The sequence below is a fragment of the Nocardia terpenica genome (genome assembly GCF_013186535.1).
In the GTDB taxonomy this organism is placed as follows: domain Bacteria; phylum Actinomycetota; class Actinomycetes; order Mycobacteriales; family Mycobacteriaceae; genus Nocardia; species Nocardia terpenica.
In genome coordinates, this window is sequence record NZ_JABMCZ010000003.1 from 1,663,688 (window position 1) to 1,681,848 (window position 18,161).

An 18,161-nucleotide genomic window follows, 5' to 3' on the forward strand; every position below is an offset into this window, starting at 1 on the left:
ACGGGGTCGATCCGCCCTCAGGCGGTCGGCGGAATCACATCCTCATACCGGTATTCGGTGTGGAGGGGGTCCCCGGACGCGTGCGCCCGCTCCTCCCGGCGGCGCAATTCGACGCGGCGGATCTTGCCGGAGATGGTCTTCGGCAGCTCGGCGAACTCCACCCGCCGCACCCGCAGGTAGGGCGCGAGATGGTCGCGCGCGTATTCCAGGATGGCGCGGGCGGTCTCGCGATCGGGTTCCCAGCCCGCGGCCAGCGTGACGTACGCCTTCGGCACCGCCAGCCGGGTGGCGTCGGGCTGCGGGACCACGGCCGCCTCCACCACCGCCGGATGCTCGATGAGCACGCTCTCCACCTCGAACGGCGACACCTTGTAGTCGGAGGATTTGAACACGTCGTCGGTGCGGCCGATGTAGGTGATGTAGCCGTCCGCGTCGCGGGTCGCCACGTCGCCGGAGTGGTAGTAGCCGCCCGCCAGCACCGCCGCATTGCGTTCGGGGTCCTGCAGATAGCCGGTCATGAGGTTGACCGGACGCTCGCTCAGGTCCAGGCAGATCTCGCCCTCGTCGGCGCGTTCGCCGGTGATCGGATCCACCAGCACCACGGGCACGCCCGGCGCGGGACGGCCCATCGAGCCGGGCTTCACCGGCTGCCCCGGGGTGTTGCCGACCTGTAGCGTGGTCTCGGTCTGCCCGAAACCGTCCCGGATCGTGAGCCCCCAACCCTTTTCGACCCGCGCGATCACATCGGGGTTGAGCGGCTCACCGGCGCCGAGGATTTCGCGCAGCTCCGGCGGGCGGGTGCCGAGATCGGCCTGAATCAGCATGCGCCACACCGTGGGTGGGGCGCAGAAGGTGTTCACCCGCGCCCGGTGCAGCTGGGTCAGCAGCGCCGCGGCGTCGAATCGGGTGTAGTTGTAGACGAAAATGGTCGCCTCGGCGAGCCACGGCGCGAACAGGCAGCTCCACGCGTGCTTGGCCCAGCCGGGCGCGCTGATCGCCAGGTGCACGTCGCCGGGGCGCACGCCGATCCAGTACATGGTGGTGAGGTGCCCGACCGGATAGCTGATCTGGGTGTGCTGCACCATCTTCGGGCGGCTGGTGGTGCCGGAGGTGAAGTACACCAGCAGCGGATCGTCGACGTCGGTGACCGCGGTGAACGGGCCGGGATCGGCGACCGCGTCCGCCTCGGCGTAGCGGTGCCAGCCGTCGACCGGGCCGCCCACCGCGATCCGGGTGTACTCGCCGCCGACATCGGCGAACTTCGCGGTGTCGGCGGCGTTGGCGATCACGAAACACACTGCGCCCCTGTCGATCCGGTCGGTCAGATCGGCCGGGCCGAGCGCGGCGGTGGTCGGCATGATGACCGCGCCGAGCTTGGCGATCGCCAGCATCGACTCCCACAGCTCGACCTGGTTGCCGAGCATCAGCAGCACCCGATCGCCTTTGCGCACACCGAGTTCGGCGAGCCAGGCCGCGACAAGGTCGGAGCGCCGGGCCATCTCGTCGAAGCTCACCCGCCGCTCGCGCCCGTCCTCCTCCACGATCCACAGCGCGGTGCGCTCGTTGCCGCGCGCGATCGCGTCGAACCAGTCGGTGGCCCAATTGAATACGCCGGTGAGCCGGGGCCACTCGAAGCTCGCGCGCGCGGAGTCGTAGTCGGTGGCCAGCGCGATCAGCCGATCGCGCGCCGCCCGGTAGCGGTCGGTATTGGTGGTCATGCGGACTCTCCCGTCTGGCTCGCGCCGAACAGCCGCACCGAGATCTCGCGCATCTCGACCTTGCGGATCTTGCCGGTCACCGTCATCGGGAACTCCTCGACGATGTGGACGTAGCGCGGAATCTTGAAGTGCGCGAGGCGGCCGTCGCAGTAGTCGCGCAGGGTGGCGGCGTCCAGGGGCGTCGCGCCCTCGCGCATGCGGATCCACGCCACCAGTTCCTCGCCGTACTTGGCGTCGGGCACCCCGACCACCTGCGCGTCCAGGATATCGGGGTGGGTGTAGAGGAACTCCTCGATCTCGCGCGGGTAGATGTTCTCGCCGCCGCGGATCACCATGTCCTTGATGCGGCCGGTGATCGCGACATAGCCGTCGTCGTCCATGGTGGCCAGGTCGCCGGTGTGCATCCAGCGCCCGGCGTCGACGGCCTCGGCGGTCCGGGCCGGATCGTCCCAGTAGCCGAGCATGACCGAGTATCCGCGCGTGCACAGCTCGCCCTGCGCGCCGCGGGGCACGGTCAATCCGGTCGCCGGGTCGACGATCTTGATCTCCAGGTGCGGGCCCACCCGCCCGACGGTGGCGGTGCGCTGGGTGAGGGAGTCGTCGCGGCGGGTCTGGGTGGACACCGGCGAGGTCTCGGTCATGCCGTAGCAGATGGACACCTCGCGCATGCCCATGCGCTCGATCACCTGCTTCATCACCTCGATCGGGCACGGCGAGCCCGCCATGATCCCGGTGCGCAGGCAGGACAGGTCGTAGGAGTCGAAATCCGGGTCGGCCAACTCGGCGATGAACATGGTCGGCACCCCGTACAGCGACGTACAGCGTTCCACCGCAACGGTTTCCAGGGTGGCGCGCGGGTCGAACGCGGCGGCCGGGATGACCATCGCCGCCCCGTGGCTGGTGGCGGCCAGATTACCCATCACCATGCCGAAGCAGTGGTAGAAGGGGACCGGGATGCAGATCCGGTCGGCCTCGGTGTATCCGCACAGTTCGCCGACGAAATAGCCGTTGTTGAGGATATTGTGATGCGAGAGCGTGGCGCCCTTCGGGAAACCCGTTGTGCCGGAGGTGTATTGGATGTTTATCGGATCGTCCGGGGACAGCGCGCGCTGCGCCGCGGCCAGTCGCCGCGCGTCGCCCGCGCGGCCGTCGGCCACCAGGGCGGTCCACTCGTCGCTGTCGAGCAGGACAACCCGTTGCAGCGCAGGGCATTCCGGACGCACCTGCTCGATCATCGCCGCGTAGTCCGAGGTCTTGAACCGCCGCGCCGCGACCAATAATCGAATCCCGGCCTGCTGCAACACATATCGTAGTTCGTGGGCGCGGTAGGCCGGGTTGATGTTGACCAGGATCGCGCCGATCTTGGCGGTCGCGTACTGCACCAGCGTCCACTCCGCCCGATTGGGCGCCCAGATGCCGACCCGGTCGCCCTTGCCGATGCCGCCCGCGAGCAGCCCCAGCGCCACCGCGTCCACCTCGGCCCCGAACTCGCGGTAACTCCACCGCACGCCGGTGACCCGATCGATGAGCGCGTCCCGCTCGCCGTGCGCGGCCACCGCGCGATCGAGATCGTCTCCGATCGTGGCCCCCAGCAGCGGCACATCCCAGAGCCCATGCGAATAGCTGGCCGGTCGAGCCCGGCCCGTCGTGGAATTCACTCCGATAGGATCCACGTCACATTCGCCGACCCACCACCCCCGGAAAGGGGTAGCGACATGAGCACCGCAGACCTGCTCCGGCCGCGCGACAGCGATGCGCTGCGGGCCGAATTACGGCAGGTCGCGGCGGCGTCGGGGATGCCGGTGGTGTTCGGCGGGCAGGTGCACGCGGGCACGCTGGTGCTGAATCAATTCCTCGGCACCCGGACCAATGCCATGCGCGGGCTTGTGGTTCCGCCCAACTCCGGACTCGGCGGCGCGGCGGTTGCCGCCGGGCGGCCCGCGTCGGTGTCGGACTATCGGCTGGACTCGACGATCACGCACGACTACGACGCGCCGGTGCTCAGCGAGGGCCTGCGCGCGGTGGTCGCGGTGCCGGTGCTGGTGCGCGGCGAATCGCGCGCGGTGCTGTACGTGGCCGACCGCGATGCCGGTCCGGTCGGCGACCGCGCGGCCGATCTGGTGGTGCAGGCCGGGCGGCGGCTGGCGGTGGAACTGGCCATCCGCGACGAGGTCGACCGCCGCATCCGGCTCCGGGAGACCGCCACCGCGCCCGCCGCCGTCCCCGACGCGGTGCTGACCGAGGAACTGCGCGACATCCACGCCGAGGTGCGCGCGATCGCGCAGACCGTCACCGACGCCCGCGCCCGGCTGCGCCTGCGCGACCTGTCCGACCGACTGGCCCGCCTGATGTCCGGCCCGACCACGTCCGACGAGGCGCCCGCCCTCGCCCCGCGAGAGCTGGACGTCCTCGCCCACATAGCCCTCGGCTGCACCAACGCCGAAGCGGCGCAACGACTCTCGCTGCGCCCGGAAACGGTGAAGAGCTACCTGCGCAGCGCCATGACCAAGCTCGGCGCGCACACCCGCCACGAGGCCGTCGTGCGCGCCCGCCGCTTGGGTCTGCTGCCCTGAGGGGCGCCGTCCCTGGAGCGTGCGCGGCCGCCGCCATTCCGGCGTGCTTTCGGCGGAATCCCAAAGGTCCCGGCCAAAAGCATGCCGGGACAACGGGGCGCACGCCGGGACGACGGGGCGCACGCCGGGACGACGGGGCGCACGCCGGGACAACGGGGCGCACGCCGGGACAACGGGGCGCACGCCGGGACAACGGGGGGGCACGCCGGGATGGCTGGTTGCCCGCGGGGATGACCGGGGTGGCCCGCCGGGCCTACTTGGGCTCGATGAGTTGGATGTCGAGTTCGATGGCGATCTTGTCGCTGAGCATGGCGGCAGGGATGGCGGTGCCGATGCCGAAGTCGGTGCGCTTGAGGGTGCTGGTGGCGGTGAAGCCGATGTGGCGGTCGCCGGTGGCGGGGAACTCCTGGATGCCGCCCCACTCCACGTCGAGGGTGACGGGGTGGGTCTGGTCGCCGATCGTGACGTGGCCGGTGACCTGGAAGTCTTCGGCGATGCGCACCGGCTCGGTGGCGGTGAAGGTCAGGGTCGGGCGCTGCTCGACGTGCAGCAGATCCGCGCTGCGCACGTGGGCGTCGCGGTCCGCGTTGCCGGTGTCGAACGAGTCGAGGTGCACGGTGGCCGACACGGTGGCCGCACCCGACTCGTCCACGACGAAGGTGGTCTCGAAGCGGTTGAACCGCCCGCGCACCTTGGAGATGCCCAGGTGGCGAACGGTGAAGTTGACCGCGGAGTGGGCGGTGTCCAGGGGCCAGGAGCCCGTCTTCAGGGTGGACTGTTCGGAAGTGGTCATGTCGTCCAGTATTACCGGACCATGGTCCGGTTATCCACACCGCCCTTATCCTGGCACTGACAGGGCGCGGATAACAGGGCCGGGAATGCGGCAGGATGGCGATGTGTCGTCCCGCTCCGAATTCGCCGAGTTCCTCATCGCCCGCCGCGGGCAGCTACAGCCCGAGGACGTGGGGCTTCCGGCCGGGCGTCGGCGGCGCACCCCGGGGCTGCGGCGCGAGGAGGTCGCCGCGCTGGCCGGCGTCAGCGTCGACTATCTGGCCCGGCTCGAGCAGGGCCGCGACACCAATCCCTCCCTGGCGGTGCTGGGCGCGCTCGCGGACGCCTTGCGGCTCAACGATGTCGAACGCCATCACTTCGGCAAGCTGGCGCTGGGCCTGGAGCACGCGACCGGTTGCCCGTCGTCCGGCCAAGCGCGCGAACAGGTTTCCGAGACCACCCGGGCGGTGCTCGACGCGCTGCACCCCACGCCCGCCTTCGTGGCCGGACGCTGGCTGAACGTGCTGGCCTGGAATCCGGCCTGGCGCGACTTCGCCGAGCCGCTGGGCCTTTTCGCGCTCGAGCCCGGCGGCAATCTGGCCCGCTACTTCTTCGCCCACCCCGAGGCGCACCGCTGGCACGATTGGTCCGTGATCGCCGACATGATCGTCTCCACGCTGCGGGTGGCGCGCTCGCAGTGGCCCGAGGACGCCGAACTCGGGGAGCTGGTCGCGGATCTGGATCGGTTCCCGGAGTTCGCCCACCGCTGGCGCGCGCACCGGATGACCGAATTACTGTCCGGCGCCGTGCACATCGACCATCCGGTGCGCGGCGAGGTCGAGGTGGAGATCGAAACCCTCAATCCCGCCGCCGATCAGAGCGTTCAGGTCTGGCTGGTCGACCGCCGCCGCGTTCATGCGCCCGGGCTGCGTCTGGTCAACGAATAATGTGACAAACGTCGAGGTTTCGGCGTGTCGTTGGAATCGACGGCGGCATCTCCAGTAGGTTCCTCCGCGTTTGCCGATACCGTAGCCGAGGAGAGCTGGCGCATTTGAGCACCGTGATCGATGACGCACCTTTCACGGGATTCCACCAGCGGCTCACGATCGCCTGCTCGGGCGGACCGCTGCTGGACGGCTACATTCTGAGCATCGTCGGCACCGCCCTCATCGGCATGACGGCCGAGCTGAACCTGTCCACCACCGACACCCAATTGATCGGCGCCGCAGCACTGATCGGGATGTTCGTCGGCGGCGCGCTGTTCGGCGTGCTGACCGACAAGATCGGCCGCGAGGTGATGTACACGGCGGACCTGGTGGTGATGGCGGCCTGCTCGGTGCTGTCGTTCTGGGTCGAGTCCACCTGGCTGATCGTGGTGCTGCGCTTCGTGCTCGGCATGGCGGTGGCCGCGGACTATCCGATCGCCACCTCATTGCTGGCCGAGTGGCTACCGCTGAAGCAGCGCGGCAGGCTGCTCGGGTTCCAGATCGTGGCCTGGTATGCGGGTTCGGTCCTGGCGTATGTGGTGGGCTATCTGTTCCTGACCTTCGGCGGCAACGGGAGCTGGCGCTGGCAGCTGGCGAGTTCGGCGGTGCTGTGCGTGTTCTTCCTGATCTTCCGGCAGAGCACGGCCCCGGAATCGCCGCGCTGGCTGGCCCAGCACGGCCGGTCCGACAAGGCCGCGGGCATGGTCGAGAAGTATCTCGGCGTGCGGATCCGGCCGCAGGACCTGGTCGAGGACGTCGACCACGAGGTTCGGCACGGGTCGATCCGGGAGCTGCTGAATCCGATCTACCTGAAGCGCATCGCGTTCTGCTGCGGATTCTTCCTGTGCCAGGTGGCCGTGCTGTTCGCGATGCTCACCTTCGGCCCGCAGATCCTGGCCGCCTTCGGCCTGCCGTCGGGCACCTGGATGGACACCCTGGGCACCGCGCTGATCAGCATGGTCTTCCTGATCGGCTGCCTGCCCGCGATGCGGCTGATCGACACCATCGGCCGCCGCCCCACGATCATCTGGTCGTTCGGCCTGATGGTCGTTCCGCCGCTGTTCATCGGCGTCTGGCCGACCATGCCGTCGATGCTGGCCTTCACCATGCTCTGCGTCTACGCGTTCTTCTGCGGCGGCCCCAACGTGCTGGACTGGACCTATCCGAACGAGCTGTTCCCCACCCACATCCGCGCCACCGCGGTCGGCGTCGCCACCTCGGTGAGCCGGATCGGCGCGGCGCTGGGCACCTACCTGCTGCCGTGGTCGCTGCACCACCAGGGCCTGGGCGCCACCATGCTCTACGCCGCCGCCCTCACCGCGATCGGCTTCCTGATCTGCCTGTGGGGCGCGCCGGAGACCATGGGGCGGCAGTTGCAGTCGGCGTCCTCGCAGGCGTGACCGGCCGATACGCGTCGGCCCGCGGATCGCTGTCGATCCGCGGGCCGCGTCGTCAGGGTCAGTGGTGCTGCTTCTCCCTCATTTCCTTGTTCTTCATGTCCGCGTCCATGTTCTGCATATCCGACCGGGCCTGCTGGCCTTCGCGCCTCATGCCGCCGCCGAGCCGGTCCATATCACGCCGTGCGTCGTCGGAGTCGCGGTCCATGCGCTGGCCCTGGTCTTTCATGCCCTGCTTGGCCTTGTTGGCCATCTGGCCGGGTTTTCGGCCCTGATTGCGGTCAGACATCCGAACCTCCGTGTCGGTAGGTCACGTCCGAACTGCGTGTGGGACGGGAATGCGCATCCGTCCGTCGTATCGTGGAGCGCTGCCGGTGTCCCGGCCTTCGCCGAGAGGCTTCGGCAACCAATTCCGTGACGACCGTCGAGTCAACGATCGCGCTCACCCATCCTGTGATTCCGGCTCGCCGATGTCAACCGGCATCCCTCGATTCAGGGCCCGGAGCAGGCATGATGTGTCGCGCTATCACCCGGGGGTATCCGCCGCACCGATCCGGAGGAGGCTCGATGACCAGTACCGTGACCGCCCTCGCGCCCGCCCCGCCGCTGCCCGACTCGCCGGCCGCCGCCGACGCCGAGGCCGCGGGCCGGATCGCGGCCGATGCCGCCCGGGAGATCACCGGCGTGGCCGCGGGCGTGCGGGCCCGGGTGAAGGTCACCGGCGGTGCGGCCACGGTGACGCTGCACCTGCCGATCCGCTACCCCATGCCGATCTGGCAGGTCGTCACGGTCTGCCGCGAGCAGGTGCTGGCGCGGCTGCGGGACCGCCTCGCGCTGCCGGTCCGCCGCCTGCACATCGAGGTGTCCGACCTACCGCGGCGGGCGCGATGAGACGCCGCCCGCAGCGCGCGATACCCGCGGTCGTGCTGGCGCTCACGCTGGTCGCGCTGTGCACGGCGGTCATCATGGTGCTGGTCCAACGCCTCACCGGCGCACTGGAATTCGTCTCCTCCGCCGATATCGCCCGGCGCCTGCGCGCGACCACCTGGGACGGCCCGTGGCCGGTCGGCGCGGGTGCGGCCGCCGTCGTGACCGGGGTGCTGCTGCTGGCGCTGGCCGTGCTGCCGGGGCGGCCGACCGTGGTGCCGCTGGCCGACCACGACGCGATCGCCGCCGGGGTGACCCGCCGCGGCCTGCATCGGGCGCTGCGCGAGGCCGCGCAGTCGGTCGACGGCGTGCGTTCGGCACGAATCCGGCTGCACCGCAGGCATATTCGGGTCGTCGCCCGCATCGGTCGGGTGCATTCGGCCGACCTGGCCGAGACGGTGCGGGCCGCCGTGGACGAGCGGGTCACCCGGATCGGGCCGCACCCGGCCCCGCGGGTGTCCGCCCGGCTGCGCCGGACCAGGAGCCTGCGATGACGGTGCGGCCCCGCCCGTCCCGGCTCAATCGCGCCCTGCTCGCCGTCGCCGGGCTGCTGCTGATCGTGGCGGGCGGGCTGGCGCTGGCCGCCCACTACGGCCGGTTGACCTGGGTGAATCCCCGATCGCCGCTGCTGCCCGGCGAGGTGCGCGCGCCCGGCTGGGCGCTGTGGGTCATCGTCGCCCTGGCCGCCGTGCTCGGGCTGGCCTGCCTGCGCTGGGCGAGCGCCCAGGTGACCCGGATGCCGCCGCCGGCGCGCTGGCGCGCCCGCCCCGAGGAGTGCGCCGATACCGTCGTGCTCCATTCGCCCACCGTCGCCGGTCCCGTCGCCGCGGACATCGGCGACTACGCCGGGGTCTGCTCGGCCGAGGCGTGGCTGTCGGGCCCGGGTCGCGCGCCCGTGCTGCACCTGGTGGTCACCGCCGTGCCCGACGCCGACATTCGCGCGCTGCGCCGCCGCATCCTCGCCCACGCCGTGCCGCGGCTGCGACAGGCGCTGGAGGTGGACGCCATTCCGGTCACGCTGGAAGTGCGCCTGGCGCAACGGCGTTGAGATCAGCCCACCGGGCCGAGGACGCGATCGAGATAGGCATTGGCGAAGCGCCCCTTGGGATCCAGGCGTCGGCGCACCTCCTGGAAGCGCTCCCAGTCCGGGTAGCGGGTGTGCAGCGTCTCCGCCGTCTGGAAGTGCCGCTTCCCCCAGTGCGGGCGGCCGTGGTACTTGTCGAAGATCGCCTCGCAGGCACGGAAATACGGCTCGTAGTCCATGCCGCGGTACTGGTGCACGGCGATGTAGCAGGTGTCGCGGCCGCTCGCGGGGGACAGGAACGCGTCGTCGGGGGCCACCCAGCGCACCTCGATCGGCATCGGGGTGTCGAATCCGGCGGCCGCCTCCTTGATCTCCCGGATGGCGGCCACCGAATGTTCCCGCGGCAGTGCGTATTCCATCTCGGTGAACCGAAGCAGCCTGGGGGAGGCGAACACTCGGTAGGAGCGGTCCACCTGACGGCGGTAGCTGCCCGCGTAGGCCGCGCCGCGGTGCACCCACGGAATCACTTGCGGCCGTAGTCGACTGAGTCGGCACAGCACGTCGAAGGTGTAGTTCGACATGAGGATGTCGGCGAACCAGTCCACCGCCCGGCCGCGCGGCTGCTCCGGCAGCTCGACCCGGTTGTTGCGCTTGGTCATCGCCAGCGGGCTGTGGGCGAACATGTAGAACTCGAAATGCTCGTTGCCGTCGACGTATTCGTCCAGGTCGGCGAGCAGCTCCTCGACCGGCACCGGGCGCTCGACGCCCTCCAGCACGAACGACGGCACCAACTGCAGCGTGACCGCGGTGACCACCCCGAGCGCGCCCAGGCCCACCCGCGCCGCGCGCCAGCCGTCCGGGTCCGATGCCTCGTTCAGCTCCACCCGGCTGCCGTCGGCCAGCATCAGCTCCACCGAATGCAGTGCGGCGGAAAGATTCTGGAAGGTGGCCCCGGTGCCGTGGGTGCCCGTGGCCGTCGCGCCCGCGACGGTCTGCACGTCGATGTCGCCCAGGTTCGGGAAGGCCAGGCCGATCGGGTGCAGGGCATTGCTGAGCGCGTTGAGCGTGGCCCCGGCCTCCACCCGGACCAGTCCGCTGGCCCGGTCCACCCGCTGGATGTGATCGAGCTCCGACAGCCGCAGCAGCAGACCGTCGGTGAGCACGGTGTCGGTGAAGGAATGACCGGCACCGGCGACCCGGACCGTGCGACCGGTGGCCTCGGCGCCCGCGAGCAGGGCGGCCACCTCCTCGACCGTGCGCGGCACGGCGATCTCGGCCGGTGTGCACTGCTGATCTCCGGCCCAGTTCCGCCACGAGTTGGTCATGTGTCCAACATAGGCGATGCCTGTGACCCGCGCTACCGAACGTGCGCGTTGAAAATCACGAAATGCGCACTGTGAGTAGCGTCTCGCGCATCGAATGAGCACCGATCGCGCGATTCGGCCACATGGGTGGCGCGGCGGGGCATGTCAGAGGGATTGACGCGCCGATCGCTCGGTCGCGGGCTATCGCTTGCGCGCGGCGAACACGGCGGCCTTCGCGCAGTCCACGTCGTCATCCGCCATGGGCGGGACCGTAAGCGCTTGTCGCGGAATGCTGTCGGAGCGGACGCCGTCCAGCACGATGGCCATGTAGCGCCGCCACACCTCGGGGTTCACCGGCCGGGCGAAGGCGGCGATGGACTCGACCATGTTGACCATGGAGAAGAAGTCGGTGGCCGTGATGCCCTCGCGCAGCACCCCGGCCGCATGCGCGCGGTTCATGAGCGCGGCCATCGACGGCTGGATTCGGCTGCGCACCGAGGCGAAGCGCTCCATCGGATCGGGCAGCTCCAGCAGGACCTCGCTGAAGCCGCGGTTGGCGGACATGTGGGTGCAGCAGTAGTCGAACAGCTCGCTGAACCCGGCCCAGACGTCGGGATTGCGGCAGGCCGCCTCCGTCGCCTCGGCCATCTCGGCGACGCTGCGGTCGAAGACCTCGACGATCAACTCCTGCTTGTTCGCGAAGCGGCGATACACCGTCCCCACGCCCACCCCGGCGGCCTCGGCGACATCGTCGAGGGTGACCTCCAGCCCGCGTTCGGCGAACAGATCGCGTGCGGCCTCGATGATGCGGCGTTGGTTGCGTGCGGCGTCGGCGCGCAAACGGCGAGGTCGCGACACTGTCGTGGCGTGATTCACACCCCCATGCTAACAAGCATCGGGATTAACCGGAGGCGTTATCTCCGTTATGGTGGTAGCTTCTTGATCAAGCGGAGAAACCTCCTCCGTTTACGTACCCGTAACGAGCCTCCGGATTAGGGGACCCATGACTACCGCGATCGACCTCGAAAAGAAGACGGCGAAACCGCCGTCATCAGCGGGCCGGCGTGGCTCGCATGCCCTGCGCTGGTGGGTGCTCGCCGTCCTCGGCGTGGCCCAGCTGATGGTCGTGCTCGATGCGACCGTTGTGAATATCGCACTGCCGCAGGCACAACACGCCCTCGGCTTCTCCAACGCCGACCGCCAGTGGGTGGTCACCGGTTACGCGCTCGCCTTCGGCAGCCTGCTGCTGCTGGGCGGGCGCCTGAGCGACCTGTTCGGGCGACGTAACACGTTCATCATCGGCCTGGTCGGCTTCGCCGCCGCCTCCGCCGTGGGCGGCGCCGCCAACGGCTTCGAAATGCTCGTCGCCGCGCGTGTCGCGCAGGGTGTCTTCGGTGCGCTGCTGGCCCCGGCCGCGCTGTCGCTGCTGACGGTCACCTTCACCCAGCCGTCCGAGCGGGCCAAGGCGTTCGGCATCTTCGGTGCGGTCGCCGGTACCGGTGGCGCGCTCGGCCTGCTGCTGGGCGGTGCGCTCACCGAGTGGGCCTCGTGGCGCTGGGTAATGTATGTCAACCTGGTCTTCGCCGCCGTCGCGCTGGTGGGCGCGGTGCTGCTGCTGGCCAAGCACACCACGACCGTGCGGCCCAGGCTCGACATCCCCGGCACCATCACGGTCAGCGCCGCGCTGTTCGGGATCGTGTACGGCTTCTCGCACGCCGAATCGCACGGCTGGTCCAACGGGGTCACCCTGGCCTTCCTGATCGGCGGCGCGGTGCTGCTCGCGGTGTTCGCGTGGCTGGAGACCCGGGTCGCGCACCCGCTGCTGCCGCTGCGCGTGGTGCTGGACCGCACCCGCGGCGCCTCCTACATGACCGTCTTCGTGATGGGCATCGGGATGTTCGCGATCTTCCTGTTCCTCACCTACTACATGCAGCTGACGCTCGGGTACTCGCCGATCCGCACCGGCGTGGCGTTCCTGCCGATGGTCGCGGCCATGATCCTGTCCTCGACCACCGTGCCGTCGTTCCTGCTGCCGAAGGTCGGCCCGAAGGTGACCGTGGCCGCGGGCTTCCTGGTCGGCGCGGCCGGTATGGCCTGGCTGACCCGGATCGGCCTGGACACCGGCTACGCCACCCACATCCTGCCCGCGCTGATCCTGCTGGGCCTGGGCCTCGGTGGCGCGATGTCGACCGCCTTCCAGGGCTCGACCGCCGGTGTGCACCACGACGACGCGGGCGTCGCCTCGGCGATGGTCAACACCAGCCAGCAGGTCGGCGGCTCGATCGGCACCGCCCTACTGAGCACCATCGCCTCCTCGGCCGCGACGAACTACCTGTCCACCCGGCAGCCGATCCCGATCGCCATCGCGCAGTCGGCAATCGAGAGCTACACCACCAGCTTCTGGTGGGCCACCGCGATCTTCGTGATCGGCGCCGCCCTCGCCGCAATACTCATGCCCAACACGGTCCCGGCCCCCGCCGAGGGCGAGCCGGTACTGGCCCACTGAGTCTGGTTGGTAAACAAGCGAATACGAGGTGCGCCCCCTTCCTTTCGGGGAAGGGGGCGCACCTTTGTCATCCCGGCGCGTTTCTCTCTGTCGTCCGGGCGTGTGCTTCTCTCTGTTGTCCGGGCGTGTGCTTCTCTCTGTTGTCCCGGCGTGCGTTTCCCTCTGTCGTCTCGGTGCGCGTTTCTCTCTGTCGTCTCGGTGCGTGCTTCTCTCCGTCGCCCCGGCGCGCCTCTCTCCTAGATCCCGGCGTGCTTTTGGCCGGGATCAGCAGTTGCTAGGGGCCGGGAGTCCGGCGAAGCGGTCGGCGAGGTAGCCGTAGGCGTTGGCGGCGCCGGGGGCGATGGCGGTGCCGTGGTCTGCGCCGGGGATGAGATCGAAGAGGACTCGGTCGCCCGCGGCGCAGTAGCGGCCCGCGACGTCGCGGGCCAGCCAGGGGTTGACCTGGTCGGCGGTGCCCGCCCACTGGTAGAGGGGAGCGCGGGGGACGCCGGGGTAGGTTTCCAGGCTGTTCTCGTGCAGGACCTGGATCTGCGCGTCGGTGACGTCATCGATGCTGCCGGTGAGGAAGTCGAAGAAGCTGTGGTTGGCACCGGCACTGATGATCTCGCTGGTGCACGCGTTGGCGAGCCGGGCGCGCAGCTCCTGACCGGCCGGAGTCAGCTGGTGGTCCAGCGACATGACCGACGGGTACTCGCGCTCGAGTCCGACCGCGGCGGCGAAGCCGAGGCCGAACAGCGGGCTGGGGGCGCGGCCCACGTCCAGGGCCAGCTTGCCGATGTTCACCGGGACCCCGCCCATGGCCACGCCGACGATCGGCAGCTCCGGCGCGTACTCCGGGGCCAGCGCGGCCGCGAACCCGGTCGCCATGCCGCCGCCGGAGTAACCGGCCATGCCCACGGGGCTGTCGCCCAGTCCGGCCGGGCCGAATCGCTTCACCGCGCGGATCCCGTCCAGGGTCAATCGGCCGCCGAGCCGGGCCGCGCCGTACGCGCTGGTCGGCCCGAGATGGTCGGGCACCGCCACCGCCCATCCGCGCGCCAGCAGCAGATTCAGCGCCGGCGCCTCCTGCAGCGAGCCGTCGAACAGGCTGTGCGACGGCGCACATTGCAGCCCAAGGGAATTCACGAATGGCTGATACGACACCAGGGGGCGGTTCGCGCCGACACCGCCGGGCACCAGCAGCGTCGTCACGGCCGCGATGGGCTGGTCGGCGGAATTACTCGACCGAAACAGCAATTGCCAGGCGACCGCCCCCGGATAGCCACCCGCGGGCACTTGGCGGCTGCGCACCACATCGCCGGGTTGGTAGTCGCCGATATTGGGCGGGGCCGCGTAGAACCCATCCGGATCGGGCAGCGGATATATCGCCGCATGGGCGGGCGCCCCGCCGAGCCCGGATGTCAGAATCGCGGTCGTCGCGGCTGCCACAACTATTGCGATACGGCGTAATTCGCATTGTTTCCGCCGCTCACCGTGCCGAGATCTGCAGAGAACCCGAGGTAGGGTCATCGTCACTCCTGTGTTCCCGCCGGTACCGCGAGGTGCCGTGCTTGATGTGGGGTGAAGCCGGATGTCCTGTTGTCCCATCGGGTTTCGGCACCGGGTCCGGGTGCGCCGGTGGGGCCCTCCGCCGCGGTGGCCCCGCCTCGAGCGGACGCTCGCCGATACGGCCGCAGCTGTCTGTCGCGGTATCAAATACTACGCTCGAGCAAATTTCGAGCAAAAGATATTGGGTCGAGTAATTACACCAGCATCGGCGGCGCGCACCCGAGCACCGCGCCGCAATGCCGACCCCGCCGCCCGCTGACACGGCGCAGGACAGGGGGCGGTTCCGCCCGGAACCGCCGGTAGGGGTCGCTGGCGGTTAGCATGACCGGATGGGTTTCGCTCTCGGCACGAGGTTGAGCAGGTGAGTCCGCGAGCCGGCGCCCGGGCGACGGAGCCCTCGGCGCCGCCGATCGCCGCGCCCGGCGACGGACGCGGCACGCCGCTGCGCTCCGGCGTGAGTATATGGCTGCCGCAAGCGAATCCGATTCTCCGGACCACCGTCGTCACCAATGCCTCCGGCGGTTCGGCGATCGGCGTCCCGATGGTTCGCGGCGCGGGGTCGCGGGTCGCGCACCGGCTGCTGCGGTCGTTTCCCGGCGCGAGTGTGCTGGATGGTTTCGCGACCTTCTCCGCGCGGTCCGCGAAGGTTCGTAAACTGCTCGAATCGGATGCGAAACGTACCGCACGCGGATATTTCGGGGGACGGTGGACACCAGGGACGGCACGACGATTGGGGGCAGGTGATGAGTGAGGAAGCGGCGGATCCCGTCGTTCGTATCGTCACGGAAGCCGATGCGTGGCAGCCCGATCCGCGGTGGCGGACGGCGGCACGGCTGACCGTGCTGCTGGGCGAGGACGACCACTGGAAGCACCGTCCGCGCTATCACGAGATCGTGCGGCGGGCCCGGGACTGCGGACTGGCCGGAGCGAGCGTGTGGCGCGGCGTCGAGGGCTACGGCGTGTCCTCGCGTATCCATACCACCCGGATGCTCGACCTGGCCGAGAACTTACCGGTCATGGTCATGATCATCGACGATGCCGAGCTGCTACGCGATTTCGTCGCCCGCAACGCCGAACTCTTCGACACCGGGACCGTGGCGTTATCGCCGGTGCAGGTGTGGCACCCGCAGGCCGGGGAGAACCGATGACGCCTCCGGCGGATCGTGCGATGTCGGTGCGATTCGATACGGTATTCCCCCTGGGCACCTTCGTGGTCGGCGTCGCGACGGGCATGACCGCGGCCTACGCCGGTGCGTGCGGTGTGCAGTGGGTGTGGCCGTGATCCTGATGACGAGCCGGACGCAGTCGATACGGAAAGGAGGCCCGAGCATGGCCCACGATCGAGCCGGAAGACCGGCCCGGGCCACCGACCTGGAGGACCTTCCCCACCTGGTGACGGCCTACTACAGCCGGATCCCGGATCCGTCCGATCCGGCGCAGCTGGTGGCCTTCGGCACCTCCGGGCATCGCGGGTCGAGCCTGGACTGCGCCTTCAACGAGGCCCACATTCTGGCCGTCACGCAGGCCATCGTGGAGTACCGCGCCACCCGCGGCATCACCGGCCCGGTGTATCTGGCGCGCGATACGCACGCACTGTCGGAACCGGCATGGACCACCGCGCTCGAGGTGCTGGCCGCCAACGAGGTCACCGCCATTGTCGACGCCCGCGACCGCTATACCCCCACGCCGGTGCTGAGTCACGCTGTGCTGCGCCACAATCGGGGCGGCACCCGGCATCAGGCCGACGGCATCGTCGTCACCCCTTCGCACAACCCGCCCCGCGACGGCGGCTTCAAATACAATCCGCCGCACGGCGGCCCGGCCGATACGGTGGCCACCGACGCCATCGCCACCCGCGCCAACGAACTGCTGCGCGGCGGCCTGTCCGGCGTCCGGCGCACCACCCTGCAGCACGCGCTGGCCACCAGCGTCGAACGGTACGACTACCTCGACCACTACATCTCCGATCTGCCGAACGTGTTGAACCTGGACGCGATTCGCGGTGCGGGCATCCGCCTGGGCGCCGACCCGATGGGCGGCGCCAGCGTCGACTACTGGGAGGAGATCGGCCAGCGCTACGACCTCGAGCTCGAGGTGGTCAATCCGTTCGTCGACCCCACCTGGCGGTTCATGACCCTCGACGGCGACGGCAAGATCCGCATGGACCCCTCCTCGCGCTACGCCATGGCCTCCCTGGTCGCCATCCGCGACGACTACGACATCTCCACCGGCAACGACGCGGACGCCGACCGCCACGGCGTGGTGACTCCCGATGCGGGACTGATGAATCCGAACCACTACCTCGCGGTGGCGATCGAATACCTGATCGCCAACCGGATGGGCTGGGACGCGCTCACCAAGATCGGCAAGACCGCGGTCACCTCGTCCATGATCGACCGCGTGGTGAGCGTGCTGGGCCGCCAGGTGCACGAGGTGCCGGTCGGCTTCAAGTGGTTCGTGCCCGGATTGTTCTCCGGCTCGCTGGCTTTCGGCGGCGAGGAGAGCGCCGGAGCCTCCTTCCTGCGGATGGACGGCACCGTCTGGACCACCGACAAGGACGGCATCCTGCTGGCCCTGCTGGCCGCGGAGATCACCGCCGTCACCGGCCAGAGCCCGTCGGCCCGCTACGCCGAACTCGAAAAGCGTTACGGCAGCCCCGCGTACGCGCGCATCGACGCCAGCGCCACCACCGAGCAAAAGGCACGCCTCGCGGCTCTCACCCCCGACGACATCGTGGCCACCGAGGTAGCGGGCGAGCCCATCACCTCCGTCCAATCCCGCGCCCGCGGCAACGGCGCAGCCCTCGGCGGCGTAAAAGTCAGCACCGAGAACGCCTGGTTCGCCGCCCGCCCCTCCGGCACCGAGGACAAATACAAGATCTACGCCGAATCCTTCCACGGGCCTGAACATCTGGCACAGGTACAGGCCGTGGCGGAAGAGGTCGTGGGGCGCGCGCTGGGGCGGTAGGGCTTCGGGTGGGTGGTGCTGTCCGGGGTGCGGTCTCGGTGCCGGGTTCAGGTGCAACTGCGGTGTGAGCGAGCGGCTTTGTTGCGTGCTGTCGATGGGTCGAGTGTCTGGTGTAGGTGCGGGCGGTGGGGTTTGTGGGCGTGCGCTGGGGCGGTAGGGCTTCGGGTGGGTGGCTCTGTTCGAGTGCGGTCTCGGTGCCGGGTTCGGGCGCAACTGCGGTGTGAGCGAGCGGCTTTGTTGCGTGCTGTCGATGGGTCGAGTGTCTGGTGTAGATGCGGGCGGTGGGGAGGTTGTAGGGCGTGCGCTGGGGCAGTGGTGCTGCGTGTGAGCGACCGGCTTGGTTGCGTGCTGTCGACGGGCTCGAGTATCTGCCAGTGGGTGCTGGCTCTGACGGTGGAGGTCGTGGGCACGTTGGGGCGGTAGCGTTGCGTGTGGGTGGT

At 69.6% G+C, this 18,161-nt stretch carries 18 protein-coding genes; 11 read left to right on the forward strand and 7 right to left on the reverse strand.

Going from position 1 to position 18,161, the window contains the following annotated elements; translation table 11 throughout:
- Positions 1 to 17: 17 nt before the first annotated feature.
- Both HPY32_RS29315 and HPY32_RS29320 read right to left on the reverse strand, forming a co-directional pair.
- A complete protein-coding gene (locus tag HPY32_RS29315; RefSeq protein WP_067577616.1) occupies positions 18 to 1,718 on the reverse strand; it encodes an AMP-binding protein in 1,701 nt (566 codons plus the stop codon).
- On the reverse strand, positions 1,715 to 3,376 hold the full coding sequence (locus HPY32_RS29320) for an AMP-binding protein (protein WP_067577617.1): 1,662 nt from the start codon (positions 3,374 to 3,376) through the stop codon (positions 1,715 to 1,717). The genes HPY32_RS29315 and HPY32_RS29320 overlap by 4 nt, the downstream gene beginning before the upstream one ends.
- 57 nt (positions 3,377 to 3,433) lie before the next feature.
- Between HPY32_RS29320 and HPY32_RS29325 the strand changes: the two genes are divergently transcribed.
- A complete protein-coding gene (locus HPY32_RS29325; protein ID WP_067577620.1) occupies positions 3,434 to 4,291 on the forward strand; it encodes a LuxR C-terminal-related transcriptional regulator in 858 nt (285 codons plus the stop codon).
- Positions 4,292 to 4,544: 253 nt separating this feature from the next.
- On the opposite strand, the gene HPY32_RS29330 is transcribed toward HPY32_RS29325, so the two are convergent.
- A complete protein-coding gene (locus tag HPY32_RS29330; RefSeq protein WP_067577622.1) occupies positions 4,545 to 5,084 on the reverse strand; it encodes a YceI family protein in 540 nt (179 codons plus the stop codon).
- Positions 5,085 to 5,187: 103 nt separating this feature from the next.
- Between HPY32_RS29330 and HPY32_RS29335 the strand changes: the two genes are divergently transcribed.
- Together HPY32_RS29335 and HPY32_RS29340 are read left to right on the forward strand one after the other, a co-directional pair.
- Positions 5,188 to 6,009 (forward strand): helix-turn-helix domain-containing protein, encoded by an 822-nt coding sequence (locus HPY32_RS29335; protein WP_231951285.1) that lies wholly within the window; start codon positions 5,188 to 5,190, stop codon positions 6,007 to 6,009.
- 113 nt (positions 6,010 to 6,122) lie between these two features.
- Positions 6,123 to 7,448 (forward strand): MFS transporter, encoded by a 1,326-nt coding sequence (locus HPY32_RS29340; protein ID WP_231951517.1) that lies wholly within the window; start codon positions 6,123 to 6,125, stop codon positions 7,446 to 7,448.
- Positions 7,449 to 7,506: 58 nt separating this feature from the next.
- On the opposite strand, the gene HPY32_RS29345 is transcribed toward HPY32_RS29340, so the two are convergent.
- Entirely contained in the window at positions 7,507 to 7,734 is a 228-nt protein-coding gene (locus HPY32_RS29345; RefSeq protein WP_067577627.1) for a hypothetical protein, read from the reverse strand.
- 278 nt (positions 7,735 to 8,012) lie between these two features.
- Here HPY32_RS29345 and HPY32_RS29350 point away from each other — a divergent pair, with 278 nt between their 5' ends.
- The 3 genes from HPY32_RS29350 to HPY32_RS29360 are packed head-to-tail and all read left to right on the forward strand — an operon-like array spanning position 8,013 to position 9,420.
- Complete coding sequence (locus HPY32_RS29350; RefSeq protein WP_067577629.1) at positions 8,013 to 8,336, forward strand: hypothetical protein; 324 nt, start codon at positions 8,013 to 8,015, stop codon at positions 8,334 to 8,336.
- Positions 8,333 to 8,866, forward strand: coding sequence for a DUF6286 domain-containing protein (locus HPY32_RS29355; RefSeq protein ID WP_067577631.1), 534 nt, complete (start codon positions 8,333 to 8,335; stop codon positions 8,864 to 8,866). Before HPY32_RS29350 ends, HPY32_RS29355 begins: the two co-directional genes overlap by 4 nt.
- Positions 8,863 to 9,420, forward strand: coding sequence for a hypothetical protein (locus HPY32_RS29360; RefSeq protein WP_067577633.1), 558 nt, complete (start codon positions 8,863 to 8,865; stop codon positions 9,418 to 9,420). The genes HPY32_RS29355 and HPY32_RS29360 overlap by 4 nt, the downstream gene beginning before the upstream one ends.
- Before the next feature lie 2 nt (positions 9,421 to 9,422).
- Here the strand turns inward: HPY32_RS29360 and HPY32_RS29365 are convergent, their stop codons facing one another.
- Together HPY32_RS29365 and HPY32_RS29370 are read right to left on the reverse strand one after the other, a co-directional pair.
- Positions 9,423 to 10,721, reverse strand: a complete 1,299-nt coding sequence (locus HPY32_RS29365; RefSeq protein WP_067577635.1) for a D-arabinono-1,4-lactone oxidase — start codon at positions 10,719 to 10,721, stop codon at positions 9,423 to 9,425.
- A 180-nt stretch (positions 10,722 to 10,901) separates the two neighbouring features.
- Positions 10,902 to 11,576: a TetR/AcrR family transcriptional regulator gene (locus HPY32_RS29370; protein ID WP_067577637.1), complete on the reverse strand. Its 675-nt coding sequence runs from the start codon at positions 11,574 to 11,576 to the stop codon at positions 10,902 to 10,904.
- 127 nt (positions 11,577 to 11,703) lie between these two features.
- Between HPY32_RS29370 and HPY32_RS29375 the strand changes: the two genes are divergently transcribed.
- Positions 11,704 to 13,206 (forward strand): MFS transporter, encoded by a 1,503-nt coding sequence (locus HPY32_RS29375; RefSeq protein WP_082870511.1) that lies wholly within the window; start codon positions 11,704 to 11,706, stop codon positions 13,204 to 13,206.
- A gap of 264 nt (positions 13,207 to 13,470) precedes the next feature.
- Here HPY32_RS29375 and HPY32_RS29380 read toward each other — a convergent pair whose 3' ends face one another.
- On the reverse strand, positions 13,471 to 14,715 hold the full coding sequence (locus HPY32_RS29380; protein WP_067577639.1) for a lipase family protein: 1,245 nt from the start codon (positions 14,713 to 14,715) through the stop codon (positions 13,471 to 13,473).
- A 400-nt stretch (positions 14,716 to 15,115) separates the two neighbouring features.
- On the opposite strand from HPY32_RS29380, the gene HPY32_RS29385 reads away from it, so the two are divergent.
- From HPY32_RS29385 to pgm, 4 genes are read left to right on the forward strand one after another with little or no spacing between them, the layout of a single operon-like run.
- Positions 15,116 to 15,505: a CrcB family protein gene (locus HPY32_RS29385; protein ID WP_067577641.1), complete on the forward strand. Its 390-nt coding sequence runs from the start codon at positions 15,116 to 15,118 to the stop codon at positions 15,503 to 15,505.
- Positions 15,498 to 15,902: a DUF190 domain-containing protein gene (locus HPY32_RS29390; protein ID WP_082870512.1), complete on the forward strand. Its 405-nt coding sequence runs from the start codon at positions 15,498 to 15,500 to the stop codon at positions 15,900 to 15,902. The genes HPY32_RS29385 and HPY32_RS29390 overlap by 8 nt, the downstream gene beginning before the upstream one ends.
- Positions 15,899 to 16,036 carry a hypothetical protein gene (locus HPY32_RS29395; protein ID WP_156673813.1) on the forward strand — a complete coding sequence of 46 codons (138 nt, stop codon included), beginning with the start codon at positions 15,899 to 15,901 and terminating at the stop codon, positions 16,034 to 16,036. Before HPY32_RS29390 ends, HPY32_RS29395 begins: the two co-directional genes overlap by 4 nt.
- Positions 16,037 to 16,083: 47 nt before the next feature.
- Complete coding sequence (pgm, locus tag HPY32_RS29400; protein WP_067577643.1) at positions 16,084 to 17,721, forward strand: phosphoglucomutase (alpha-D-glucose-1,6-bisphosphate-dependent); 1,638 nt, start codon at positions 16,084 to 16,086, stop codon at positions 17,719 to 17,721.
- Positions 17,722 to 18,161 lie beyond the last annotated feature (440 nt).